Below are 24,631 nucleotides of genomic sequence, written 5' to 3'. Positions count from 1 at the left end.
TCGAATTCGCCTTTCAAAACCCTCTCTTCTGATGTTCTCCTGCCCACGTTTCTTGACGTTCGTCTGTCTGCTTATTGCGGCCGTCGCTCCATCACTTCGCGCTTCGCTTGATTGGTTGCCAGAAGATTTCCCGGAGGCGACTGAGTCCATGCTTTGCCAGCGGTCTTACTTGAGCGCTGAGAAGGGGGCTGAGGTATTGCAGGCGGCAGTCGAGGAGTTCGATAGTGTTGAAAAGTGGGAGGCCTATCGAGCTCTGGTTAAGCGGAAGATTTTGGAGGGAGCCGGACTTTCGCCGCTGCCCAAGAAGACGCCTCTCAATGCGATAGTGCATTCGCGGCGTGAATACGATGGCTACAGCCTAGAAAATGTAGCCATCGAAACCACTCCCGGCTACTGGGCGACTGGTAATCTGTTTCGCCCACTAAATACGGAAGGAAAGGTTCCGGGAATTCTGAATACACACGGCCACTCCGGTCGTATCGAGCGAGAGGAACAGTGGCTGAAACACGGCCGTTTTCACGAGCAGAACCAACGTCGGGGTGCAGCCTTGGCAAAGATGGGAGCGGTGGTTTTCAGCATCGACATGTTTGGCTACGCCGACGGCATCACTCAGCTTGGCCCAGACGCCCACCGCACGGAAGTTGCTATGCGGATACAGTTGTGGAACGCTATTCGAGCTCTCGACTTTTTGGAGTCCTTGCCTGAAGTCGATTCCGAGCGATTGGGAGTGACTGGATACTCGGGCGGAGGGACTCAAGCCTTCCTGCTCACCGTGGTCGACGACCGTATCGCCGCCTCCGCTCCCGTTGCCATGGTTTCCTCCTACTTTTTTGGCGGGTGCCCTTGTGAGAGCGGTAGGCCGATTCACCGTAGCGAAGAGCACTTCGTGAGCAATGCAATGATCTCTGCTATGGCTGCTCCGCGTCCGCAGCGACTAATCTCGGACGGAGGGGATTGGTCGGTCCATACGCCGGAGACGGAATTCCCCTTTTTACAGAAGATCTATGCCCTGTACGGAGCGGAGGATAAAGTCTCCAATGTGCACTTACCGGACGAAGGGCATAATTATGGGCCGAACAAGCGGAAGGCTATGTACCCGTTTTTTGCGGACGTGTTTGGTTTGGACCTGAATGCTATCCGCAATGATTCGGGCGAAATCGATGATAGCGTGATCGAAGTCGAATTTCCCGATCAGCTGCGTGTTTTCAATGAGGAGCACCCCGTTCCAGTTGGCACCTTGCGTACTGCGGAGGCGGTGGGAAGATCCTTGGATCGTCTACAGCTTTCCGAAGAGGTGGCTTCGCTTAGCGTCTACGATCTGCGTGTGGATGATCAACGAGACCCTTTGGGGATCGACTCAGAGAAGCCCGAATTCTCGTGGAAGCTAGAATCATCGCTTAATGGAGTTGCTCAAGCTGCCTATCAAATTTTGGTGGCTTCGGATATTAACTCGCTATCAGAGGAGCTGGGTAATGTTTGGGATAGCCGAAAGGTAAATTCTGATGAGCAGTATGGAATTCCTTTTGGCGGTCCTCGCTTGGAAGGCTCTTCTACGTATTTCTGGAAGGTCAAAATATGGGATCAAACCGGCAAAGCTAGCGAATGGTCCCCTGTGGCCAAATTGACAACTGGGGCTCTTACCTCGGCTGATTGGGCGGGAGCGGAGTGGATTACGCATCCTGATTGGCTGGTCGCCAATCGTCCTCACCTCGGATACCGGTCGCATTCCGAGGAATCGGTTGACTCGCCCAAGTGGTTGCAAATCGATTTGGGCCAGAGTTATGCGATAGATGAAATCTTTCTGCACTCGCTGCGGCACACTGTTGCCGAGCGTCTTGGTTTCCCGACCGAGTTTAAGGTCGAGTTATCCGAGAGCTATAGGTTTGAGAATCCGTATCTAGTCGTTGACTACACGGTCCCGCCGCACACGAACAAGTGGTTTACGAAACATCATTTTGAATTAGAAACACCGCAGAACGCTCGCTACTTCCGCATGGAAGTTCCGCGCTTGCGGGATTTGGATGGCGAAATTTGCTTGGCTTTAAGTCAGATTGAGATCCTGAGCAGTGGGAAGAACGTAGCTCTCGGTGCAAAAATCTCAGCCAGCGATTCTAGGGAAGAAGGGTTGTGGTCCGCATCCGCGGTGGTCGACGGAAAGGGTGTACCGGGTAGCAATCCAATGGGCACCAAAACGGCCCAGCTCCGCAAAGAGTTTGAGGTTAGCTCGGATGTGGAATCCGCTATGTTGCATGTGGCTGGTCTGGGAAGCTATGCTTTGCAGATCAATGGCGAAGTAGTTGGCAAGGATCGCCTAGGTCCTGGTTGGACGGATACGGATGAGACCGTTCTCTATGATACGAGGGATGTGACTGAATTGTTGAAAGCGGGGCCAAATGCCATCGGTTTGGATCTGGCAGGAGGCATGTACAGCGTTACCGATCCAGGTAAACGCTACACCAAATTCGTAGGCAGATTCCGTCCGCTCAAGGCTATCGTTAGTTTGCTGATTCGCTACAAAGATGGATCTAGTCAGCGTCTCGTGACTGATGATACCTGGCAGGCGAAAGTTGGACCAACTACCTATAGTCATATGTATGGAGGGGAGGACTACGACGCTCGACTCGAAGATCGTGGATGGACCAAGGCAGGTTTCGAAGGTGCTTCTTGGGCACCTGCAGCCGTTGCTTCTGCTCCAGCTGGAGAGCTAAAGGGGGCCTCTTACGCCGCTCCAGCTCTGGTCGGTCATGAGCGGTTTGAACCTGTTATGATTTCGCAGCTGGGCGAGGGGAAGTTTATCTATGACTTTGGCCAAAACGCTTCCATGATGCCTGAATTGGAAGTGAAAGGGCCTGCCGGATCGAAGGTTAGATTGCTGCCCGGTGAGTTGCTCAAAGAGGACGGCAGTATTTATCGGGGATCCTCGGCTCATGGGGCCAAGGATGCATACTGGCAGTACACGCTACTCGGCGAAGGAAAGGTCGAAAGCTGGGCTCCTCAATTCTTTTATCACGGAGCGAGATACGTGCAGGTCGAGCTTGAACCGGCGACAGAGGGTGGGGAGCTTCCACGAGTTGTCAGTATTGAAAGCGTGGTGACGCACTCCAGTTCCGAACCAGTAGGGCATTTTGCCAGTTCGAGCGACTTGTTCAACCAGACGCGGGAGCTCATACGTTGGGCTCAGCGAAGCAACATGGTGAGCGTTCTGACCGATTGCCCTCATCGTGAGCGGCTAGGCTGGATGGAGCAATATCACCTCAACGGACCCTCGCTTCGGTACGAGTTCGATGTCACGCAACTCTATCGGAAGTGCTTCGGTGATATGGTTGATTCGCAAACCGAGGAGGGACTCGTTACCAATGTCTCGCCAGAGTTCATAACGTTTGACGGAGCGTTTAGAGACTCGCCGGAATGGGGGAGCGCTTTGATTTTGGCCGCTTGGCAGCAGTATTTGTGGAATGGAGACTTGAGCGAGTTTAAGCGACACTACGAGGAGATGCTGCGCTATGTTGAATACCTCGGTGGAAAATCGAAGGGCCATTTGTTGAATCACGGTCTGGGCGATTGGTATGATCTCGGTCCTGAACGTCCCGGATTTTCGCAACTTACACCTATCTCGCTGACCGCGACCGCGACATACTACGAAGATGTAAGGACCATGGAGCGCATAGCGCGTTTGCTAGGGAAGACCGGTGATGCTGAGCGTTTCTCGAGTCTCGGCTCCCAAATCAAGACCGCTTTCAATGATGCCCATTTTGACCCTGTGGCGAAAAACTATGGAGCGACGAGTCAAGCGGGCAACGCCATGGCTTTGGTTCTAGGACTCGCTCCGGAGGACGCTCGTGATGACGTTCTTGATACGATTATCTCTGATATATGTTCACGTGGGAACGCTTTGTCGGCCGGAGATGTGGGACATCGTTACCTTTTGCTAGCTCTCGCTCAAGCAGGCCGCTCTGATGTGATCTTTGACATGCATCACCAGACCGATCGGCCCGGTTATGGAATGCAAATCGCCAATGGGGCGACCAGTCTCGCAGAGGCTTGGGATGCGGGGCGGCATTCTTCGCAGAACCACTTTATGCTCGGTCACATAATGGAGTGGTTTTACAGCAGCCTAGTCGGAATCTCTCCTCTCGCGGAAGAACCCGGATTTAAGCTCGTATCCATTGCTCCACAACCCGTGGAAGGCATCGATTGGGCAGAAGCCCGTTTCGACAGCGTGCGTGGCCCGGTAGAAGCACGCTGGAAAAAGGATGGCGAGCATTTTGAACTGGAGGTTTCACTTGCTGCAAACATGCGTGGCAGAGTGAAACTGCCGGAGGCTCACGTTGAACGAGTTTTGTTAAACGGTATTCCAGCAGATGAAGTAGAGTCTGTTAGCTGGCTCGAATCTGTCGACTCATCCCCAGTCATTGAATTCCCCTCAGGGCTTTGGAGCATAGACCTCGGGCTTGCTAGCGATTAGCATTTGCATCTGTAGCCGGAGGTTTGGAATTTTGGCATAGCTACTCCTCGGAAGTGGCTGAGGTAGATCCGCGAACGATGATGCGGCCATTTAGTGAAATTCGACAATTAGGGCTTTCTGGGTTTTTGATGCGGTTTAGCATTACTTTGGCGGCTACTTCTCCAATGTCGTTGCAGGGCTGGTGGTAACTCGTGAGGGGGACTGACAAAAGGGAGGCGTATTTCACGTCGTCGAAACCGCAAACTTTGATGGCGGATGGTATGTCTGCTCCCAGATCGATGAGGGCCCTGAGGAGAGGAGCTGCTGTGACGTCGTTGGCGCAGATGATTCCATCTATCTTTTTATCCAAGAGTTTACGGGCTGTCTTTTGGGGGGTGTCTACTAGCATTTCTACATCCACCAGATCGCGGGCTCTCAGGCCGTTATGCACCAGTGCCTCTCGGCAGCCCAAGCGGCGAAGCTCGACGGTCATCGCCACATTGGGAGCCGAAACAAAGGCGAGGTTTTGGCATCCGAGGCCGATTAGATGTCCACACATGACGTATCCAGCTTCGATGTTGTCGATCCCTATCAGGTCGCACGGTGTCTGTCTTGGCCAGGGGTAGACGTCGCGATCGAGCAGCACTACTTCGATGTTCTGTTCTCTCAGTCTTCTGATGATCTGCAGGTTGAAGTCTTGTTGGCAGGGGATGTGTTCGACTGGAGTGAAGAAGACGCCGTTGACTTTCTCCTCAATGAAACGGTCCGTCAGCAGTTCCGCCATCGTTTTAGGCTCGAGGTTGGTGCTCAGTTCAGTGGGCCGAAGAACCCGCATCGCCTCCATGCCGGCGCTCTCTATGAGGCTTGCGCAGATTGGTTCGAAGATCTCGATTTCCTGTAGCTGGGGAATCAAAAGGCCTGCTTTAAGCCCGGTTCGGCCAGGCCCAATGACTTGGGTGCCGAAACCTGAACGACGGTGTACCAGCTTTTCCTTTGCGAGCATGTTCAGCGCTTTAGCCACGGTGGGTCGCGAAACGTTGTACTTTTCACACAATTCGGCCTCAGTCGGTAACATGTCCCCGGGCGAGAAGGTCTGTTTCTTAATCGAAGACGATAATTCGTCATAAAGCTGCAAGTACCTTAGTTTTGAAGAACTCATGAAAAGTTTGTTATACAAATGTAAGTAATAAGAAAAGTAAAAAATTACTTTTGAATTTACTTTTGTCGGAAGAATGAGAAGGTTTTGTCATCGCATCGCCCCGAGCGATCGAGTGTTTTCCAAGTAACCCCTCAACCCCGTGACAAAACGATTTATAGTAGCCGGCATCGGCGAGGTCCTTTGGGACCTGTTTCCAAATCACAAGCGCCTTGGCGGCGCCCCAGCCAATTTCGCTTGCCACGTGCAGCAGCTGGGGCCGAGCGCGTATCCTGTCAGTTGCGTTGGAGCTGACGAGCTGGGAGACGAGATATTTACGCACCTCTCTAGGCTGGGAGTCGACACTGTGTACGTAACCGAGGTTCCGGATAGCAGGACAGGCATCGTGGATGTCGTTTTGAAGTTTGGGAAGCCAACTTACGAGATTCACGAGGATGTCGCATGGGATCACATCCCTTTCACGGCAGAGCTATCGGAACTCGCCGAGAAGCTCGATGCCGTTTGTTTTGGTTCCCTCTCTCAACGTTCTGAAGTATCGAAAAGGACGATACAGTCTTTCTTGGGCAAAATGCGAGAGGGAGCGTTGAAAATTTTCGACGTGAATTTGCGCCAGTCTTATTTCTCCGCAGGCCTGCTCGAGGACTCATTGAAACTGGCCAACGTGCTGAAGTTAAGCGATGAAGAGTTGCCCGTCCTTGCGGATATGTTTGAGTTGGAAGGCTCGGTGCAGCAGCAGCTTGCCCAACTCGCGGACCGATTCTCTCTCCGACTGGTCGCTTACACACGTGGGCCTGAAGGCAGCCTTTTGTACACGCCGGAGGAATCGGACGACTTTCCTGGCATCGAAGTCCAAGCGGTGGATACGGTTGGAGCCGGAGACTCGTTTACGGCGACCTTGTGTGTCGGGTTGCTGCTGGGCAAGCCACTAAGCGAAGTGAATCGGTTCGCAAATGAGGTGGCCGCATATGTGTGCTCCCAAAAGGGAGCAACTCCGGGTTTTCCGCTCCAAATGGCCAGCAAGTGGAGTCTCACTTAGGTCCGCAGGCTCTGCTGGTAAAAATTTTCTTAGATTTTCTCTCTGTGTTGAGAGAAACAACCCCAAATAAAATATATTATAAGATGAAGAATACTATCATAGGTTTAGTGGCGATGCTCGCGAGTTTTGCCATCGTAGGCTGCAGTCCCAAAAGCGAAGAGAGCTCGGCTTCGAGCGAGGCGATAAAAATTGGAATGACAGTCCAGGATTTGAGTAATCCGACATGGGCTGGCTATTGTCAGGCCATCGCAAAAGAAGTTAAGGCTCAGGGTGGCAGCATGACCTTTGTCGCATGTGAGAGTAATGCCGGCAAGCAGATCACCCAGATCGAGAATTTTGTATCCAGCGGAGTAGACGTCCTGATCGTGCATCCGGCAGATCCGGCCGGAGTGGAGTTCGCGCTCAAGCAAGCTCGCGAGGCTGGCATCAAGGTGATTGCTTGGGATGACAACCTGAAGAATGCAGACCTTGCTTGGTTGATCGACAACCATGATCTCGGCTACGAGATTGGGAAGCACGCTGCGAAGTGGATCAACGAGAAGCATGGCGGCTCGACTGAGGTAGCGATTCTTAACTACCCGCAGCTACCAATCTTGCTCGAGCGCGGTAACGGTATCCGTGATGCCATACAAGAGCTTGCTCCGAATGCAAAGATCGTAGCGGAGACGAGCGCGATCAATCCCGCCGAAGGGATCTCGAAGATGGAAACCATTTTTCAGTCCAACCCAGGTGTTAAGGTTGTTTGTTCCATCGGTGGAGGCGGTTCCGTAGGTGCGAATGAGGCAGCGAAGGCCGCGAATAAGATCACTGACGATTTCGGCATCTTCGCGGCAGATGCTACCCAGCCAGAGCTCTCCGCTATGACCAACAACGAAGGCGTACGGATGAGTGTTACGATTACTGGCACGAACCAGGATATCGCTGAAGCGATTTGGGCGATGGTTACCAAGCTGACTTCGGGAGAGTCCATCGAGCAGAAGGAAATCTATCGTACGCTCATTCCCGTGACAAAGGACAACGTCTCAAAGTTTCTCGTAAAGTAGTAAACGACACAGGACCAGAGCTCGGAAAGCGGATGTATCCAATTTTCGAGCAATCCATCCACTCAAACGCTAGGTTTGGCTGTAACAACTTTTTGAGGACGCGACAATGAACATACTTCAGCTGAAGAATATCACAAAAAAATACCCCGGAGTCATCGCTTTGAATGACGTCAGCATCGATTTTATCGAGGGCGAGGCCCATGCTTTAGTGGGTGAAAACGGGGCAGGGAAGTCGACGCTTATCAAGAGTTGTACAGGTGCGGTCATACCTAATGAAGGGTCGATTGTAGTTGGAGGCGAAGAGTATTCTTCTCTGACGCCTCAGCTCTCCGAGCAAAATGGAATTGGCGTAATCTATCAGGAATTCAACCTGGTGGGCGAGTTGTCGGTAGCCGAGAATATCTTTCTTGGGCGGGCGATCCGCAAGGGGATCGTGATCGACCGAAAGGCGATGGTGGCTGAATCGGCCAAGATCTTCGAGCAATTCAATATCGATATCGATCCCAATGCGTTGGTTAGCAGCCTCACTGTGGGTTACCAGCAGCTTGTTGAAATCGCCAAGGCTCTATCGCAAAACGCTAGGATTCTCATAATGGACGAGCCTTCCGCTCCGCTAACCTCTGCGGAAGCGGAAAGGCTCTACCAGATGGTAGAAAAACTGAAGAAATCCGGCGTTACGATAATCTACATATCCCACCGGATGGAAGAGATTTTCAGGCTTACTGAGCGCATAACAGTGCTGCGAGATGGCCATAAGATCGATACGGTGAAGACGTGCGATACGAATATGAACGACCTTGTGAAGATGATGGTTGGTCGCGAATTGAAGGAAACGTATCCGGCACGTGGAGACTGCATTTCAGATGAAGTCCTCCTTGAGGTTAAAGACCTATCTGGAAACGGAGTCAGTGGCACCAGTTTTCAAATACGAAAAGGGGAGGTTCTTGGCTTTGCTGGCCTAATCGGCGCAGGTCGTACCGAAACGGCTGAGCTTCTCTTTGGAGCTGCCAAAAAGACTGGCGGATCGATTTTTCTCAATGGCAAGGAGATTAGTCCGAAGACGCCTCGAGACGCTATTGATTCTGGCATCGCACTCGTACCCGAGGATCGCAAGGGGAAGGGTGCTCTTCTGGAGATGGACATACGCTCTAACACGAGCATGTCGGTACTGGAGAGATTGTCCAAGCTCATGGTGGTTAACCAGAAAGAGGAAAAGCGTATCGCCAACCACTACAAAGAATCGATCCGCATCAAAACGCCGTCGATTGAGCAGAAAATCAAGAACCTAAGTGGAGGGAACCAGCAGAAGGTAATCATCGCTAGGTGGCTCGCGTCGGAACCGGACCTTGTTATATTTGATGAACCGACTCGGGGTATCGATGTGGGAGCTAAGTCTGAGATCTATGCCCTCGTAAATTCCTTAGTGGAGGCGGGCAAGGCGGTTTTGATGATCTCCTCTGAGATGGAGGAGGTCATGGGCATGTCCGATCGGATTATAGTGCTGTGCGAAGGGCGGATTTCCGGAGAGCTCGAACGCAAAGATTTCAACCAGGAAGCTATTATGAATTTCGCTTCGCAGAAGTAGGAGAATACACTAATGGAATATTTAGATAAATTAAGAAACGCCACCAACGCGGTAGAATTTGCCAAGCGAAACGGGATTTACATCGTCCTTTTGTTGCTGGTCTTTTTCTTCTCTATCGCGTCAGAAAATTTCCTGGTTAGCAATAACCTGCTCAATGTAGCACGACAGGTTTCGATGCTCGGTATCGCATCGGTCGGTTTCGCATTCGTACTCCTTTTGGGAGGTATCGACCTTTCGGTTGGATCAAACATAACCTTGGTCAATATCGTTGGAGGTTGGTGCATGGTGAATGCTGGAATGCATCCGGCGCTGGCGATCGTTTTGGCCCTCTCGATGGCTACTTTCATCGGCTTTGCGAATGGCTGGATCATCGCAAATCTTAACATGCCGCCGCTGATCGTGACCTTGGCGATGATGATTATTGTAGAAGGTTTGGCCTACTTGATTTGTGAAGGTCTCCCGATTTATGGATTTCCCGCGTCGTTTGCCGTGATTGGGCAGGGCTATGTAGGCCCTATCCCAATACCGGTAATCATAATGGTGGTGATTTTAAGCATCGGAGCTTTTATCCTCAATAAGACGTATTTCGGCCGCTATTTCTATGCCGTAGGTGGAAACGAAGAGGCAGCCAAGCTCTCAGGAATCAAGGTCAAGAACGTCAAATACCTCGTGTATTCTCTATCTGGATTCTTTGCGGGACTCGCAGGTATCGTAATCCTCTCAAGAACAAACTCCGCTCAAGTCCTGGCCGGTAAGGGATTGGAGTTTGATATTCTTACAGCCTGTGTCCTCGGCGGAGTTAGTGTCACGGGTGGATTTGGAAGAATTTCGAACGTCGTTGCTGGTGTTCTCATTCTAGGTGTTCTGAGTAATGGTCTGGTTCTGATGAACGTGACTCAGTTCTCTCAGATGGTTATCAAGGGAGCTGTCCTGATGATCGCAGTCGCTTTCGACTGCCTCCAGCACCGCAAGGCAAGCTGAAGCGTAAATTAGAATCTGTCCTGATCGACGAAGTGTAGCTAGTTATGAACACGATAATCATTTCAAGATTGCTAGGTAGTGGGGCTGGATTGATAGCCAGCCAATTAGCCCAATCCCTAAATTACGATTTTGTGGATAAGGAAATGCTTCAGGTAACTATGGAGCAGTATGGATTGACTCGTTTCGGCAAGCTATACACTTCGCCGCCAAATATCTGGGACTTGGCGAACTCCAAAAACCTTCAAGTCGTATCCATGTTGGATGATACGATGCGGGCTCTTGCTCATCGCAAGCAGACCGTGGTTTTGGCCCGCGGTGGGTACAACGTGCTTAGCAATCGTTCGGATGTACTCAAAGTTAGAATACAGGCACCGTTCGCTGCAAGGGTCGAAAGGGTAATGGAAAGGGAAGGGATTCAGGATAAGGAGCAGGCGGAAAAGCTTGTGGCGGCGGATGATAAAGCGCGAACGAAGTTTGTGGCACGCTTCTATCATCAAAATTGGGAAGATGCCAGTAGCTTCGATCTGGTCATAAATACAGATCTAATTCCCACTGAGACTTCGGTAGCTTGGATAAGTGATGCATCTCGATTACTCGAGAAAAGGGATCAGCTGATTGGTTCTGGATCAACCGAAAGCAAGGAAGTGGATCCGCTTCTTCTAGAGGCTATCGAGCACGCTTTGGAAGGGCGTGTCTAGAACACTCCACCTAGTGAACTACCGCGAGTAGCAAAATTATATCGACTTGGTTATAGCCTAAGAGGCGAAGGCTTCGATTCAGTCTAATACATTTTCAAATAACCCCAGAGTAGGACCTCAAATGAACATCAAACTTAATAGCGCAAACGTCGGCAATTTAGCTTCGAATATCGAGGTGCCTGCTTACGATAGGCAAGCGGTAACGCCGTCAATAATGCACGTCGGTGTAGGCGGATTTCATCGGGCTCATCAAGCCGTTTACACTGACGATCTCCTCAAGCAGGGTGGTGATTCGTCCTGGGGCTTTTGTGGCGTAGGGCTGTTGGAGCACGACAAGCGTATGCATGAGGTGATGAAGGCTCAAGATTGTCTCTATACCTTGGTTGAAAGGAGCTCCGAAGGCGATACGGCTCGTGTCGTGGGGTCGATTGTCGATTTCGTTTTTGCTCCAGATAATCGAGAGAAAGTCCTAGAGCAAATGGCATCGCCGGATACGCGGATTGTCTCCATGACGATTACTGAAGGCGGCTACTATTTTGGATCTGACGGAGAGTTGAATGTGGGGCACCCGGACCTCCAGCGAGACCTTGAGAATCCCGGTCAGCCTAGGTGCTCGTTTGGGTTTCTTTTGGAAGCACTCAATCGTCGCCGTTTGCGAGGACTGGCTCCCTTTACCATCATGTCGTGTGACAATGTCCAAGGAAATGGCAACATTGCCAAGAAGATGCTTTCTGCTTATGCCGAGCTGAGAGATCCGGTTCTCAGGAATTGGATGGACGAAAATTGCCTGTTCCCAAATAGCATGGTAGATCGTATCACGCCAGCGACTACAAGCGAGTTACGGGATTTGGTTGGCGCTCAATTTGGTATCGATGATGGATGGCCCGTGATGACGGAACCGTTCAAGCAATGGGTGATTGAGGATCATTTCGTTCAGGGTCGTCCGAAGTGGGAAAACGTCGGAGCTCAGATGACCAACGACGTGTTGCCATATGAATTAATGAAGTTGCGACTTCTCAACGGCACGCACCAAGCCCTTTGCTACCCAGGCATGTTGTTGGGGAAAGAGCTTGTGCACGAGGCAATGGAAAACGCGGATATACGCCTCCTGTGCCGCAAGATGATGGATGAAGAAGCGACGCCGACACTATCGCCTGTTCCCGGCATTGACCTCGACGAGTACAAGGACTCCGTCATTGAGCGTTTTGCGAATCCGGCCATTCGCGACCAACTGTCCCGTATTGGGATCTATGGTTCTTCCGGACTGCCGACTTTTGTGCTGCCGTCCATTGTCGAGCAACTCAAGCGGGGCGGATCGATCAAGTATCTTTGTTTCGTGATCGCATCCTGGTTTCGCTACCTCAATGGAGCAGATGAATCAGGCAAGGCGATGCCTATGCTTGATCCTATGGCTGAAAAGCTGAGGGAACGTGCTCAAGAAGCTGGACCGGATGCTCGCCCTCTACTGGCGATGCGCGAAGTATTTAGCGAAGAGCTAGCTAGCGAGCCAATTTTCGTGGATACCGTCTGCGCCCAATTGAAGGGGCTTTACGAAAATGGAACCGCTGCTGCTCTGAAAGAGTGCATTGCTTAACAGGACTGTATCCAGAGTAATATGAGCACTCTAAAATCAAGTCTGGAAGGGAAGATCGCGGCGGTGACAGGCGGGGCATCGGGCATCGGGCTTGCGAGCGTAAAGGGAATGCTTGGCGCGGGAGCTCAGGTTGTCGTGATTGACCGAGACGAGAGCGCTCTGGCGAGAGTCAGGGATGAGTTTGGCGACCAAGTCACGACCTTGGCGATTGATCTACTGGATACGAAATGTTGCTCGAGCCTAGTGCCTCGTATTTTGGAGGAAGTTGGCCACATCGATATATTTCATGCCAATGCTGGGCTCTATTTAGGTGGGGATCTTGTGGAGGCCAGTAGCGAGGCGATCGATAGAATGCTGCACCTGAATGTGAACGTTGTTATGAAGAACGTTCGAGATGTCTTGCCCCATATGATTGAACGCAAAGGGGGAGATATTCTGGTAACGAGTTCTCTAGCGGCTCACTACCCAACTCCATGGGAGCCAGTCTATGCATCCTCTAAATGGGCCATCAATTGTTTCGTTCAGGTGGTTCGCCGTCAAAATTTCAAACATGGAATTCGTGTCGGCTCGATTTCTCCCGGGCCGGTGCGTACCAATTTGGTTTCCGATTGGCCCGAAGATAAGCTCCGGGAGGCTATCGATTCTGGGAGCCTCATCGACCCCAAGGAGATAGGGGACACAATTTTATTTATGCTCACCCGGCCACCCCAGGTTACGATTCGAGATGTCGTATTAATGCCGACCAATTTCGATTTATAATAGAAGATAAACTGAAAAATTAACCCCCATATACGTTCTCTGGAACGGATGTGAACACTCTGTCTGAGAAGGCACGGCAGCTACTGCTTTGTGCAAAATTTCGAGGATTTACAAATCGTTTTAATATCAACCCCAAAAGTAATATGACTACATACAAAAAAGATAACAGAAAATTGAAAACACTCTATGCTGGAGCTTTTGCAGCAGGTTTAGCTGTATCCGCGCCGTTTTCCCTCGAGGCCCAGAAGCTAAGTGACGAAACTCCAGCCTATGTTCCCGCGAGTGAAGTCAACACCTGGCTCGACGGCCGTGCGGAAGTTAAGTTTATGGCATTGCAGAACTACCAGGCTATCCAAGCGAAGGATGGAGCGTTCCGACCTGAGGATGAGTTGCAGTCAGATGGTTTTGGCCGACTTCGCCTGAACCTTCAGATGAAGTTTCACATTTCCGAGCACATCGTAGCTGACGTTGACATAGCGGAAGAGCCTAATGATTTCGGTAATAATGGAGATCGTGATTTCTCATTCCACCAAGACTTTGCTGGTATCGAGTTCGACCTGTTAGGATTGACGGGATCTTCTCAGGATGGCTCGGACTTGACGCTTCGCATCGGTAATATCGGCGCAGCACCCTTTCAGTTCAAAGGCTTCCAAGATGGTGCAGACAACCAAGGGAATGCCTTGATTGGCAATGGCATGATTGACTATGCGACTGCGGAGAATGGGGTACAATTGAGCTACAGCAAGTCCTTGGAGGATGGCAGTGCCATTACCGGCTACAATGTTGCAGGACACATGACGACTTCGAGTTTCGGGGAAGCCTTTCAGGACAATCGCGGCTACAACTACAGACTGCAGGGTACACTCGAGTTCGCAGGTGGTTTCAAGGCGGGCTTAAACATGTTTCAAGCGAATCAAGGCGGACAACTACAATTCGTGAATGGGGTTGCGAGTTTGGCTGGCGTCACCACCACCAACTATCGGTTTGGAGACGGCGATAATTACAATTTCTCCGCATCAGGATCAAGTGAGAGAGATACGCATCTGGGAATTATGCCTGGACTCGACCAGTCTATTCTGCAGCTCAACTTAGCCTATCAGCCAAACCCGAATACGAGCATCATCTTCATGATGGGCGAATCGTCCGACGACTACACTTTCGCTGATGCAGCGGGTAATGCTGTCGCTGGTATCACCTATTTCGGGGATGACAATGGTGTAGCCGATGCCAACGGGACAACTTATGATTCCTCCACAGTTATTCGAGGCGAGTCTTCAGTCGAATACTGGATTATCGAGGCCCAGCAGTACCTCGTGCCCGAAAAATTCTACGTGGCTGCGCGCTATGCGGAAGCTGAAAATACTTCTGAGCTGATCGCCCAGTCTGACAATACCGCAGATCGCTTGCAACTGGCCGCTGGATACTGGTTCAACGATCGGACCCTATTGAAATTTGAATACGTTGACCAGAGTGAAGGAGCTAATTCTGGTGGACAGATTGGCGCTGGTTTCGACGGGTTTACGTCAGAGCTTTCGGTTAAGTTCTAAGGTAGTTAGAAGCTAATCGATTAATGACGCCATTAAGTGTTGGGTACACTAGGCGTTCATTGGGAGACCCCCAGAATTGGTAGGCGAGTTTCCGGGGGGATATCGTGTGTCGATGGGACTAGCTCCTGTCGTGACGATAGGGGCGGCTCAGGTAGAGTCGCCCCACTTTTATATTTGTTAATAATGCGGAAGGAAAGTGCTGATCTGCTATACGGCGGGTGCAAGCATGGAACTTCCGTTATCAAGGTCCAAATAGTATCTGTAGCTAGCTCAAGAAGATGAATGAAAAACTGCCTATCAACAAATCTATCCGCGAGCTCGGAGATGCCAGAGCAGGATTGCTTTTCAGAGCGCTCCTGGAGCAAACACAGGACCAAGTCTACTTCAAAGACTTAAACAGCAAGTTCGTTTGGGTAAGTGATGTAATGCTTTCCAAATACAAATTGGAATCTATGGATGACCTCCTTGGCAAAAGCGATTTTGATTTTTTCAGTAGGGAACATGCCCAGAAGACTTTTGAAGAGGAGCAGCGGTTAATACGAGATGACGAGCGGCTCGTTAACTACGTAGAAAAGGAAATATGGCCGGACGGACGAATTACTTATGTCACTTCAACCAAGGTGCCATTGCGTCTAGATTCGGGTGAAATCGTGGGTATCCTTGGGATAACAAGGGACATAACGGATGAGGTGAAAATTCAGCATCAGCTCGAGGAAAGCAGAGCCTTGTTACTAAAAAGAAACGCGATAATGGAGGAAGATCTCCAGAGTGCTCGAACAGTACAACGAATGACAATCCCAGGCTTATTGCCTGACGTCCCTTTTGCAGATGTCGCTGTTTCCATTACAAGCTTAAACGAAGTTTGCGGAGATCTTGTGACTTTTCCGCTGCAAAACGACAGGCGGATGTCATTGGTTCTTGGAGACATCAGTGGGCATGGAGTCACCGCAGGGCTTTTCACAATGCTGGCAAAACACCTGGCGGATTTCTATTTGAAAAATGAATCTTGTGGTCCTGATGAAGCGTTATTCGTTCTTGATAGGCATCTAGAGGGGCTCATACCGGAGGGGTTTTTAACCGCGGTGGCTGGCGTCTTTTATAGGAAAAATGAAGACGAGCTGTACGTTTCCTTGGCGAGTTCCTGCCAACCTCCTGTTTTATGGTACCGTAGCCAAACGCAAGAGGTTGAGATTGTGAAAATGAGGGGAGAAGGAGCACTAGGCTTAGGGATATGCGACAGCTTCGAATGCCGCTCGTTGCGTTTGTCGAGAGGAGATTGTCTGCTTTTTGCTACCGATGGCGCAACTGAGCTGGAAAACCCCGATGGCGTCCAGTTGGGGGTGGCAAAATGGGCTGAGCTTTTTAGAGGCGTAGGAGCCTTGGACACCGAAGAAATAATTCGTCGTCTCTTGACGGAACTCGAACGTTTTTCTGGCGGACGTTTCCCTCAAGATGACACGACATTGCTCGCCGTTAGAATCAAATAGATAGTTTCTGTTTAGGCGAAAACAGAGGATTTTGGCTGAAAACCATGATGCTAAGCACCTGAGTAATTGTTTTGGGTCGGGGTAGGTTTTAGGTCGTCCGCTAGCTCTCTGTGTGGTTTTATTCGAGCCTTGGAGAGCTCGCCATGATAAGCCTTGACGGCTTCGATGGGGCTGATCTCGCCGTCCACGATTTTACGTAGGAAATTAATGAATACGAGAGGGGATTCGGACAGGTTGATCTTGCGTCCGAACAAAGCGACTTTGGCACCGTACTTTTGTGCGTCGTGGATAAGCTGGAAGGCGTCTAAGGTGGTGCCGGCGCTTCCGCCTAGTATACCGACCACAAGTCTGGGATCGTAGGCAACGAGTTCTTCCAAAGGGCCCGGACCATTGTAGGGAATCTTTAAGAACAAGGGTCGCCCCGTTCGTGTGACCCCAGCCAGCGAACGAACGATAGCATCGTTCAGGAAGGTACCGGTATGGGAGGGATCGAAGCCCGGGTGTACGTTGGGATTGAAGACTTCGAGAAAATAGCGGAATCGCTTTTGTTCGGCTTCGATGCGAAAGGCGCGAAACGTCTCCAGCGCCGCGTGGTCGTGATCAATGTCGTTGGTGAAAGTGATCGAGTAGAGGCCGAGATCGGCTCCTTGGTAAGGCTGAGTGAAATCGTCGCTGAGCCGGCCGTATTTTATGTGGTCAATCGAAGCGGTCCTGAAGTTGCGAGAGGGTTGGCTTGGATATGAGGATTCTCGGAAGGCCCAAACGTCCGTGGTGTCGTTGGCCCGAGCGGCTGGAGTGATCGCCGAGTCGCGGAAGAGTCCTTCGTCTATCCCGATTTTCTCCAAGTTCGACGCGGATAAGAGGAGGATGTCCACAATGTCTTGCTCAATGATGGCTCTGATTTGGTCGAGGTATTCCTCGTTTGATTGGTAGAGAAGGTGGCTTGGCTTGTTTTTATTGCCCGGCCGCTTCGGACCCGGAGCCTGAATGCCGAAAGCCATGTCAGCGTCCTTGGCGTCTGCGATAATGAAGTCGCTTCGTTTTGCCTGTCCTTGGGCAATGCGTTCAAGCTTCTCGTCCAGTCTCTTAGTCGTCTGCATTTTGATATTATAATGTCGGTGTATCTCCGTTTTAACCACAGGTTGGCTCGCTTGGCCATTCCTGAACGAGTTCTTTCGCCACTTTTGGATTCCAAGTGATTCTCGACTTCGCTAGCGGTGAATGATGGCTGCTTCCGTTTCAGAGAGGGTTCGAATCGTGGCTCACAGAGGGGCGTCTGCTTATGCGCCTGAGAATACGCTGCCTTCCTTCGAATTAGCTTGGGAAATGGGGGCCGACGCGATCGAAGGTGATTTTCAACTGACTGTAGATGGACATGTCGTATGTGTGCACGATTACTCAATCGAAAGGTACACAGGTATAGACCGTCGTGTGGTTGAAATGACGCTTTCCGAACTGAGGGCGCTGGACTTCGGGTCCTGGAAGGGAGGCGAATGGATTGGAGTATCGATTGCGACCCTTGAGGAAGTCCTCTCTATCGTTCCTTCCGGGAAGATGCTCTATTTGGAAATTAAATCCGGTCCAGAAATTGTTCCGGAGTTGCTGAAACAAGTAGCGAAGGCCCGTATTAAAGCGGAGCAGCTTGTTTTCATCTCTTTTGATCAAGCGGTGGTGACACGGCTGAAGCGAGAAGCTCCCGAGCTGGTGGTTAATTGGCTCGTGTCATTGGAATCCAACGACGGTGTCATTTCACCTGCGCCAAAAGAGCTCTTGCAGGTTTTGAAGCTGACAGGGGCAGATGGTATCGGAGTTGAGGCCATTCCAGATATCAGTGCTGAATTCGTTGCAGCCATTAGAGGAGGTGGTTGGGCGTTCCATGTCTGGACAGTGGACCAAGTGGCTTTGGCGCGAAAGTTAGCTCAGTTCGGTTCCAAATCGATCACTACCAATAAACCAGACCTTATCCTACGTGCACTCAGACGTGACTGAGCTAATGGCTGGGTGATCGGTAAAAAGGCACTTAGGGATCTTTTATAGTCAACATTGGGGCTTTCACTTTAGCTTAGCTGTAAAACAAAAGTAAAAGTTGATTGAGTCCGCAAAGGGTGCATAGCTCGCCTCATGAGAATCCATCCATTGCCTCGACGGGCGACTGTTTCCTTGTTTTTCGTTTTGTCGCTCTTGGTAGCCAAGTCGGCTTCCGCTGTCACGATGGAGCTATACACGCAGGTGTTGAGCAATTCGATTTATGCCACGCCCGGCGTAGAGGACATGGATTTGGACTATGATTACTATTCTTATCCCTTGATCTCGCAGGTGGGAGCCGGTGATTTTTTAAGGGTAGAGATCTATTTTAGCCCTTTCAAAATGTGGTGGGATTCGGATCCAATCCCCGGTCGCTACGAGGTGGATGTATTTGGTTTGTACGACTCCTCCGACAATTATGTAGGAGGCGATGGAGCCATTTCCACCTATTGGAGAGAAGTAAATGGCCGCCGCGTATTTGATACGCTTTCTGGGCCTTCTATCTTGGATTTAGACGTCAATATTTCTGCCGAGGATTTTACCGGCACTATCCGATTTCTTGGTGTGAGGCATGTCGGATGGGGTAATTTGACTGTACAAGTACTGGGAGGGCGCTTTGCGGAAGGCAGTTTGCCAGCAGTGCCTGATCCTGTCGGCACTGCGGCGCTCTTGTTCGGCTCTCTTTCTGGTTTGGTTTTGTTTCGCCGCCTTCAGAGTTGAGTTTGAGTAGCTAGGCTTTAATGGCCCAGCGTGCTGTATCGAACTTACTCTACAAGCTGCCAAGTGAAACAGCTTCCGCCTTTTCTATTAGGCGTTGCCCCGGGAGAGTCCGCTGAGGTGAGTTCGCCTCCACTTGGCAAGGCGTTCAAGTAGCGATTGGTATGCAGGGATAGGAGCATGATTTCCTTGTTGAGCATATCTTGCCATTGGAAAAGTGAGGCCTGTCCCGACTCTTCGGATACGAAACGGACATCGCCCGTGGCTCCAACTCCGGTTACTCGAATAAAGGATCCGTCCGATGATTTTAGCGCTATCCGACCTTGACCTCGATCTACCACTGTAAGGTGAGCCGCTTCCGATTTAGCTAGGTCCGAGTCTGGAGACATTGGGCGAAGAAAGCCGTTCCATGAGACAAGTGTCGCTCCGTCGGCCTTGCTGATGAGCTTGATCTTTTTGCCTACAGGGATTTCTCGCCATTTGGCAGTCGCAACCGGTTCTTCGAGCTCGAAAGAATCGAAATCCGCGTAACCTCCATCGGATCCGGATTGATTGAAGTTGAATAGCGAATACCGGATTCCCTGGAAGGTCTTGAGTTGGAAGACCATGGTAAACGGCTCACCGATCTTTGTGTATTCCTGTCCATTTACGCTGTAGCTGAACTGAGCTTGCTCGGTGTCGAAATCGCATTCGACTCGCAAGCTAACCGTGTTGGAATCGATCGCTTCGCGAAGGTAGCTTTCTGATATTTGGTCATATCTCTCTATCCAGAATCCGCTTTCGTCACGGCCGGCGGCCAATCGAGCGTAGGGGAAGTTGGCCAGAGCCAGTCCGGCTCGGTCGCCAGGTTTCAACCCCGAAAGATCCAAGTGGGTAGTCGCAATGGATATTGGCCCAACCGCTCTTTGGGTGAGAGTATTGCGAGCGGTCCAGTAAGATTCTGCTGGCGTCGAGTGAAGACGAAGAAACCCTGCCCGTTCGGAGAGCGACCACTTTTGGTCGTTCGGCACGTGGCTCCACTGCCAGACATTGGCGAGTTCGCTCTCAAACTCGTCGCTTCGTTGATAGGGCGCGTGGGGCTCATCGACTGGGTATTCAGTTTCTGGTTTCACCCAAGTGCGAGGCGTACGAGTCAAGTTGCCCGGAAGCCCGAAATAGGGCCAGTCATCCTGCCATGTCACGGGAGATAAGCAGGTGAGGCGACCGACGGAGTTGTAGTCGATCATAGAGAAGCCCCACCATTGCCCGCTTGGCGTATCGACCAAACCTCCTTGGTGGAGAGATATAGTGCTTCCTGATTCCGGTGCTGGTGGGATGAGTTCTATTTCGGGTCCACCTCGCCCCCATCCTTCGAGACGCCAGCCGTTTGATTTACCCAAGGTTTCCCGAGCGCTTATGGTAGTAACTTCGTAGGGGCCATCGATTTGCGAGGCTCGAGCGCAGGCCATGTAGAGCATGGGGCTGTAGTTCGAGCTCGTGATGATGTATTGCCCATCAATCTTATAGAAGTGCACGCCTTCTCCGATCCCGCTACCAGCTGGGATGATGATTCGTTCGGAACCGGGAACGATATCTAGTAAGTCATCGGTCAGCTCGACCATGCGGATTTCGTTGTAGCCCCAGATCGCGTAGGCTTTGCCATCGTCATCGAATAGGACGGAAAGGTCGTGGAGCGACACTTTCATCTGTTCCCGTTGCCATGGGCCAGCTGGATCGGTGGCGGAAAGGATCTGGGTTTTCTCCCCGTTGATATTTGTGAAGATGTAAAAGATGCCGTCGTGGTAACGGAGGCAAGGAGCCCAGATGCCTTGGCCGTAGATCTCGCCGTCCTCCAGTCGGAAATTTGGCCCAAGATCTAGCTTTTCGAAGGCGTAGGTCAAAAGCTGCCAGTTAACGAGATCTCTAGAATGCAGAATGGGAAGCCCCGGCATGCTGTGCATGGTGGTTCCAGTGAGGTAATAGTCATCACCCACGCGAATCATGTCCGGATCGGAGAATTCGTCGTAGAAAAGGGGATTAGTGAAGGTGCCATTTCCGTTGTCGGCGGTCCATGTGGAGAGTTTCTCCGCTTGAAGAAAGTTGGCCGCGGCCAGACAAGCTGCCAGGGCAAGTCTGGCGAAGAGTTTGGGAGAGTTGATCATAGGGCAAAATGGGGGATGTATCGTTTATCGAGTAAAGCGGCCGAGCGTTATTTGGTCAAACGAGAGCGAGGCATTCTTCGAAGCAGTCAGTTCTCTTTATAGGCAGATTCGAGAACTGATGGCTGAGAGCGGAGGACTGCCTGACTAATGGCACAAAAAAACCTCTGCAATCTGTTGATTTGCAGAGGTTTTTGGTAGGCCGACTGGGACTCGAACCCAGAACCAATTGCTTAAAAGGCAACTGCTCTACCGATTGAGCTATCGACCCATCAGAGCCCTACGGGCTTTCGGAAGTTGGGGAATACAGGACGAGGTAAAGGGGATGGCAAGTCCTAATTGTAAGTTTCCAAGCTTGTTCCATTCTTTCGGTCGAAAGGGCGTTTCAAACGTTATTTAAGCAACCGGACGGCGTAATGTTGCGTATAAACCTTGAAAAATCACAGAGGTATCGGCTCTTTTTCGGCTGGGACTGTGTGAAAATCGCTAATTTTTATAGGAGGAGACGATCCGAAAGTGCGGAAATCGCCGCTAAAAGTTGAATAAACTGCTGGTTAGGAGCGTCTTATTTCGAGATTTGAAAGAAGGAGGAAAAATGGGAACAATAGCCGACGACAGCCGTCCCAAAGCGACAACCGCTATGTCAACTAAAGCTCAAGAAGTCGCCCTAGACAAAGCGCTGGTAGCGCGCTTCAAGGCCGGAGATGAATCCGCCTTCGAAGAAATGGTTTCACGATACTGGGATCGCATCTACGCGATGGTGCACAAGCTTCTCCGCAACACCCAAGATGCGGAGGAGGTAACTCAAGATGCTTTCATCCGCGCTCACCGTGGTTTGGAGAATTTCCGCGGCGATTCCAGTTTTTCAACCTGGCTCTATCAGATTGCGACCAATTTGGCTCGCAATCGCTACTGGTACTGGTGGCGCCGCAAGCGTGACAAATCGGTCTCTTTCGATCAGCCAATCGCTGCTGAGTCCTCCACAACGCTAGCTGAAGTTTTTCCTGCGGAGGTGGAATCTCCTGAGGACATCACCATCACCAATGAATTTAAAGATCGGGTTGCCGCGGCGATGGATCTTTTGAACGAAAAGCATCGCGAAGCTTTGGTCCTTCGCAACGTACGAAACCTCACTTATGAGGAGATCGCCGACGAACTGCAAATCAGCATCGGCACCGTCAAAAGTAGAATTGCGAGAGCTCGCGAGAGCCTACGCGAGAAAATGGGTAACGAACTTCTATGAATAAGCAGCGTTTCATCGAACAACTGAATCTACACCTCGACGAAGAGTTGTCTGCGGAAGACTCTGCTGAGTTACTCGATGCGGTGCGCTCCAACCCGGAGTATCATCGGATATACATCCAGTACTGCCAGTTATTCAACGCATGCTCCGAGCTCGGCGACAAGTTTTCGCAACAAAAGCCGATCACTCAGTGGCGCCAGAAGCTCTACGCCGTCGGTGGTATGGCTGCAGCGGCGGCTCTGTTATTCATGGCTGCACGTAACCTCTCGCCGTTTATTGGAAACGAAGGGACTCAACTCGTTGCTAGTAATACCGAAGCGCAAAGTGTAAACGCTCCGTCGGCCGAGCCCGTGCTCGTAGTCGAGAAGGGCGAGTTGCCAGCGAGTGATTTTATGACCCTAGGGGATGCTATCCCTGTCGGTCTCGATCTCGATAAGGTCTTCAATCCATCAAATCGCGATTGGGAGTTGGATTCCGAATCATCTCGCTCGCTGACAAATTTCAAGGTTTCTCGAACCGTGGAAGCTCATGCTGCTTCCAAGTGGCCGAGTAAGGAATTCGGTTTTGCAAAGCCTGTTATCGAAAGTACCTATGCTCACGAAGAGATCGGGTCTGGTATGGCGGATAGCGAATCTTTATCAATTGGTTCCGCTTTTGGTGGAGAGGGCTACGACTTCGGAAGTGCGGCGGCAACAGCCCCCAAGCCTCGACAGTAAAACCGCTCGGTGGATATAATTTTTAAGGCGCTCACTTTATAAGTGGGCACCTTTTTTGTAGGCCAAAATCGCAGCTATGCCGGATTTGGGCTGATCTCAGCCGAGAGCGGCTTTGATAAGTTGCTCGGTCGATGCATTTGGACCGAGGGCTTCAACAGCCTTGCCGACTGACTTTGACGCGTCGGTCTGGCGATATCCTAAAGCGAGTAGGGCTAGAATAGCATCTTCCTGGTGATTGCCGCTTGGGGCTGATCCACTTGTTGTGTCGGATTTCAAGCCTTGCAGTGGATCACTCGTCGAAGTCTGAGCGAAGGCACCGAGTTTGTCCTTCAATTCTATTATGACTCGTTCGGCTGTTTTTTTGCCAATACCGGGAGTTTTGGCCAGAAGGACCGAATCCTCGTTGCCGATTGCAGATACGAGGGAAGGAAGCTCGAGCTTGGAAAGCATGCCTATACCGACCTTGGGACCGACTCCAGAGACCTTCTCGATAAGGAGCTGAAAGAAGTTTCGCTCTTCCTCGGTAGCGAAGCCGTATAGAGCCTGCGAATCCTCGCGGTACACCACGTGGGTGTGAAGTTTTACTCGTTCCCCGTTCGCAGGGAGTTTAGCTGCCGTGGAAACGGGAATGTTGACCAAATAGCCCAGACCTCCCGCATTGACGATGGCAGTGAGCGGTGTAGCCCGCTCCAAAATCCCTTCGATAGAGACGATCATGCGCGACTAGGCTAGGCCGAGAACTTCTCTGATTCCGTAGATTCCAGGCTTTTTGCCAACGGACCAGGCTGCGGCCCGTACCGCTCCACGGGCGAAGATAGCTCTGCTCGAAGCTTTGTGTGTAAGCTCCACGCGTTCTCCGACATCCGAGAAGATCACGGTGTGATCGCCAACCACATCGCCGCCTCGGAGTGAATGCATTCCCACTTCGCGCTCTGTTCGCTCGCCGGTGATTCCCTCGCGGCCGTGTCGTAGGTCATCGTAATTGAGACCTCTCGGTTCGAGAACGGCGTCAGCGAGCATCAGAGCGGTGCCGCTGGGGGCATCTTTCTTGAGTCGGTGGTGCATCTCCACGATTTCGGCGTTGTAGTCCATGGGTAGGATACCAGCTGCCTTCTCGACGAGGTAGCACAGCAGATTTACGCCGATGGAAAAATTTCCGGCCCAGACGGTTGCGGTCTTAGAGGCGATTTCCAGGAGCTTAGCCTTTTCCTCCTGACTGTGTCCGGTGGTGCCGCAAACGACTGGTTTGCCGAGCTCGGCAGCTGTTTGGAAAACAGACTCCGTTACGGTGTGGAAAGAGAAATCGATAACCGCGTCCGCTGCTGCGATTCCAGCCTTCAGGTCATCGCCTTGATCGATTTTTGCTACGACCTTGTGTCCAGCTTCCACTGTCGCCTCGGCGATCGCTTGGCCCATACGCCCCTTGGCGCCTACAATACAGATTTTCAATGACATGGCTCTG

General features: G+C 51.2%; 19 protein-coding genes and 1 tRNA gene. 14 read left to right on the top strand and 6 right to left on the bottom strand.

Going from position 1 to position 24,631, the window contains the following annotated elements:
- The first annotated feature begins 31 nt into the window (after positions 1–31).
- Positions 32–4,465: a family 78 glycoside hydrolase catalytic domain gene (locus tag H5P27_RS18395; RefSeq protein WP_185661887.1), complete on the top strand. Its 4,434-nt coding sequence runs from the start codon at positions 32–34 to the stop codon at positions 4,463–4,465.
- A gap of 40 nt (positions 4,466–4,505) precedes the next feature.
- Here H5P27_RS18395 and H5P27_RS18390 read toward each other — a convergent pair whose 3' ends face one another.
- The gene (locus H5P27_RS18390; RefSeq protein WP_185661886.1) at positions 4,506–5,603 is read right to left on the bottom strand and encodes a GntR family transcriptional regulator; all 1,098 of its coding nucleotides are present in this window, start codon (positions 5,601–5,603) and stop codon (positions 4,506–4,508) included.
- 139 nt (positions 5,604–5,742) lie between these two features.
- Between H5P27_RS18390 and H5P27_RS18385 the strand changes: the two genes are divergently transcribed.
- The 9 genes from H5P27_RS18385 (at position 5,743) to H5P27_RS18345 (ending at position 16,330) form a co-directional block, all read left to right on the top strand.
- Entirely contained in the window at positions 5,743–6,636 is an 894-nt protein-coding gene (locus H5P27_RS18385) for a PfkB family carbohydrate kinase (protein ID WP_185661885.1), read from the top strand.
- An 83-nt stretch (positions 6,637–6,719) separates the two neighbouring features.
- Positions 6,720–7,679, top strand: coding sequence for a sugar ABC transporter substrate-binding protein (locus H5P27_RS18380; protein ID WP_185661884.1), 960 nt, complete (start codon positions 6,720–6,722; stop codon positions 7,677–7,679).
- A 106-nt stretch (positions 7,680–7,785) separates the two neighbouring features.
- A complete protein-coding gene (locus tag H5P27_RS18375) occupies positions 7,786–9,264 on the top strand; it encodes a sugar ABC transporter ATP-binding protein (protein ID WP_185661883.1) in 1,479 nt (492 codons plus the stop codon).
- 12 nt (positions 9,265–9,276) lie between these two features.
- Positions 9,277–10,245, top strand: a complete 969-nt coding sequence (locus tag H5P27_RS18370; RefSeq protein WP_185661882.1) for an ABC transporter permease — start codon at positions 9,277–9,279, stop codon at positions 10,243–10,245.
- A gap of 44 nt (positions 10,246–10,289) precedes the next feature.
- The gene (locus H5P27_RS18365) at positions 10,290–10,943 is read left to right on the top strand and encodes a cytidylate kinase-like family protein (protein ID WP_185661881.1); all 654 of its coding nucleotides are present in this window, start codon (positions 10,290–10,292) and stop codon (positions 10,941–10,943) included.
- Between the two features lie 121 nt (positions 10,944–11,064).
- Complete coding sequence (locus tag H5P27_RS18360) at positions 11,065–12,537, top strand: mannitol dehydrogenase family protein (RefSeq protein ID WP_185661880.1); 1,473 nt, start codon at positions 11,065–11,067, stop codon at positions 12,535–12,537.
- A gap of 21 nt (positions 12,538–12,558) precedes the next feature.
- The gene (locus H5P27_RS18355) at positions 12,559–13,296 is read left to right on the top strand and encodes an SDR family oxidoreductase (protein ID WP_185661879.1); all 738 of its coding nucleotides are present in this window, start codon (positions 12,559–12,561) and stop codon (positions 13,294–13,296) included.
- A 326-nt stretch (positions 13,297–13,622) separates the two neighbouring features.
- Positions 13,623–14,843, top strand: coding sequence for a hypothetical protein (locus H5P27_RS18350; protein WP_343075620.1), 1,221 nt, complete (start codon positions 13,623–13,625; stop codon positions 14,841–14,843).
- 278 nt (positions 14,844–15,121) lie between these two features.
- Positions 15,122–16,330, top strand: a complete 1,209-nt coding sequence (locus H5P27_RS18345; RefSeq protein ID WP_185661878.1) for a PP2C family protein-serine/threonine phosphatase — start codon at positions 15,122–15,124, stop codon at positions 16,328–16,330.
- Positions 16,331–16,380: 50 nt separating this feature from the next.
- Here H5P27_RS18345 and H5P27_RS18340 read toward each other — a convergent pair whose 3' ends face one another.
- Positions 16,381–17,430, bottom strand: a complete 1,050-nt coding sequence (locus H5P27_RS18340; protein WP_185661877.1) for a beta/alpha barrel domain-containing protein — start codon at positions 17,428–17,430, stop codon at positions 16,381–16,383.
- 124 nt (positions 17,431–17,554) lie between these two features.
- On the opposite strand from H5P27_RS18340, the gene H5P27_RS18335 reads away from it, so the two are divergent.
- Entirely contained in the window at positions 17,555–18,319 is a 765-nt protein-coding gene (locus H5P27_RS18335) for a glycerophosphodiester phosphodiesterase (protein ID WP_221774786.1), read from the top strand.
- A 132-nt stretch (positions 18,320–18,451) separates the two neighbouring features.
- On the top strand, positions 18,452–19,075 hold the full coding sequence (locus tag H5P27_RS18330; protein WP_185661875.1) for a hypothetical protein: 624 nt from the start codon (positions 18,452–18,454) through the stop codon (positions 19,073–19,075).
- Positions 19,076–19,119: 44 nt separating this feature from the next.
- Here the strand turns inward: H5P27_RS18330 and H5P27_RS18325 are convergent, their stop codons facing one another.
- Positions 19,120–21,213, bottom strand: coding sequence for a glycoside hydrolase family 43 protein (locus H5P27_RS18325; protein WP_185661874.1), 2,094 nt, complete (start codon positions 21,211–21,213; stop codon positions 19,120–19,122).
- Between the two features lie 192 nt (positions 21,214–21,405).
- Positions 21,406–21,481: transfer RNA gene (locus tag H5P27_RS18320), tRNA-Lys, on the bottom strand.
- A 369-nt stretch (positions 21,482–21,850) separates the two neighbouring features.
- Between H5P27_RS18320 and H5P27_RS18315 the strand changes: the two genes are divergently transcribed.
- Positions 21,851–22,453 carry a sigma-70 family RNA polymerase sigma factor gene (locus tag H5P27_RS18315; RefSeq protein ID WP_185661873.1) on the top strand — a complete coding sequence of 201 codons (603 nt, stop codon included), beginning with the start codon at positions 21,851–21,853 and terminating at the stop codon, positions 22,451–22,453.
- Positions 22,450–23,169, top strand: a complete 720-nt coding sequence (locus tag H5P27_RS18310) for a hypothetical protein (RefSeq protein ID WP_185661872.1) — start codon at positions 22,450–22,452, stop codon at positions 23,167–23,169. Before H5P27_RS18315 ends, H5P27_RS18310 begins: the two co-directional genes overlap by 4 nt.
- 96 nt (positions 23,170–23,265) lie before the next feature.
- On the opposite strand, the gene ruvA is transcribed toward H5P27_RS18310, so the two are convergent.
- On the bottom strand, positions 23,266–23,886 hold the full coding sequence (ruvA, locus tag H5P27_RS18305; protein ID WP_185661871.1) for a Holliday junction branch migration protein RuvA: 621 nt from the start codon (positions 23,884–23,886) through the stop codon (positions 23,266–23,268).
- Between the two features lie 6 nt (positions 23,887–23,892).
- On the bottom strand, positions 23,893–24,624 hold the full coding sequence (gene dapB, locus H5P27_RS18300) for a 4-hydroxy-tetrahydrodipicolinate reductase (RefSeq protein WP_185661870.1): 732 nt from the start codon (positions 24,622–24,624) through the stop codon (positions 23,893–23,895).
- Between the last annotated feature and the right edge of the window lie 7 nt (positions 24,625–24,631).

The organism is Pelagicoccus albus, from assembly GCF_014230145.1.
Taxonomy (GTDB): Bacteria; Verrucomicrobiota; Verrucomicrobiia; order Opitutales; family Opitutaceae; genus Pelagicoccus; species Pelagicoccus albus.
Note: the sequence above shows the minus strand (reverse complement) of the source record. Positions and strands in the feature narration are given on the sequence as shown.

Coding starts and splice junctions, on each gene's coding strand:
- H5P27_RS18395 (WP_185661887.1), top strand. CDS start 32: ATGTTCTCCTGCCCACGTTTCTTGACGTTCGTCTGTCTGCTTATTGCG.
- H5P27_RS18390 (WP_185661886.1), bottom strand. CDS start 5,603: ATGAGTTCTTCAAAACTAAGGTACTTGCAGCTTTATGACGAATTATCG.
- H5P27_RS18380 (WP_185661884.1), top strand. CDS start 6,720: ATGAAGAATACTATCATAGGTTTAGTGGCGATGCTCGCGAGTTTTGCC.
- H5P27_RS18375 (WP_185661883.1), top strand. CDS start 7,786: ATGAACATACTTCAGCTGAAGAATATCACAAAAAAATACCCCGGAGTC.
- H5P27_RS18370 (WP_185661882.1), top strand. CDS start 9,277: ATGGAATATTTAGATAAATTAAGAAACGCCACCAACGCGGTAGAATTT.
- H5P27_RS18365 (WP_185661881.1), top strand. CDS start 10,290: ATGAACACGATAATCATTTCAAGATTGCTAGGTAGTGGGGCTGGATTG.
- H5P27_RS18360 (WP_185661880.1), top strand. CDS start 11,065: ATGAACATCAAACTTAATAGCGCAAACGTCGGCAATTTAGCTTCGAAT.
- H5P27_RS18355 (WP_185661879.1), top strand. CDS start 12,559: ATGAGCACTCTAAAATCAAGTCTGGAAGGGAAGATCGCGGCGGTGACA.
- H5P27_RS18350 (WP_343075620.1), top strand. CDS start 13,623: ATGGCATTGCAGAACTACCAGGCTATCCAAGCGAAGGATGGAGCGTTC.
- H5P27_RS18345 (WP_185661878.1), top strand. CDS start 15,122: ATGAATGAAAAACTGCCTATCAACAAATCTATCCGCGAGCTCGGAGAT.
- H5P27_RS18340 (WP_185661877.1), bottom strand. CDS start 17,430: ATGCAGACGACTAAGAGACTGGACGAGAAGCTTGAACGCATTGCCCAA.
- H5P27_RS18335 (WP_221774786.1), top strand. CDS start 17,555: ATGGCTGCTTCCGTTTCAGAGAGGGTTCGAATCGTGGCTCACAGAGGG.
- H5P27_RS18330 (WP_185661875.1), top strand. CDS start 18,452: ATGAGAATCCATCCATTGCCTCGACGGGCGACTGTTTCCTTGTTTTTC.
- H5P27_RS18325 (WP_185661874.1), bottom strand. CDS start 21,213: ATGATCAACTCTCCCAAACTCTTCGCCAGACTTGCCCTGGCAGCTTGT.
- H5P27_RS18315 (WP_185661873.1), top strand. CDS start 21,851: ATGTCAACTAAAGCTCAAGAAGTCGCCCTAGACAAAGCGCTGGTAGCG.
- H5P27_RS18310 (WP_185661872.1), top strand. CDS start 22,450: ATGAATAAGCAGCGTTTCATCGAACAACTGAATCTACACCTCGACGAA.
- ruvA (WP_185661871.1), bottom strand. CDS start 23,886: ATGATCGTCTCTATCGAAGGGATTTTGGAGCGGGCTACACCGCTCACT.
- dapB (WP_185661870.1), bottom strand. CDS start 24,624: ATGTCATTGAAAATCTGTATTGTAGGCGCCAAGGGGCGTATGGGCCAA.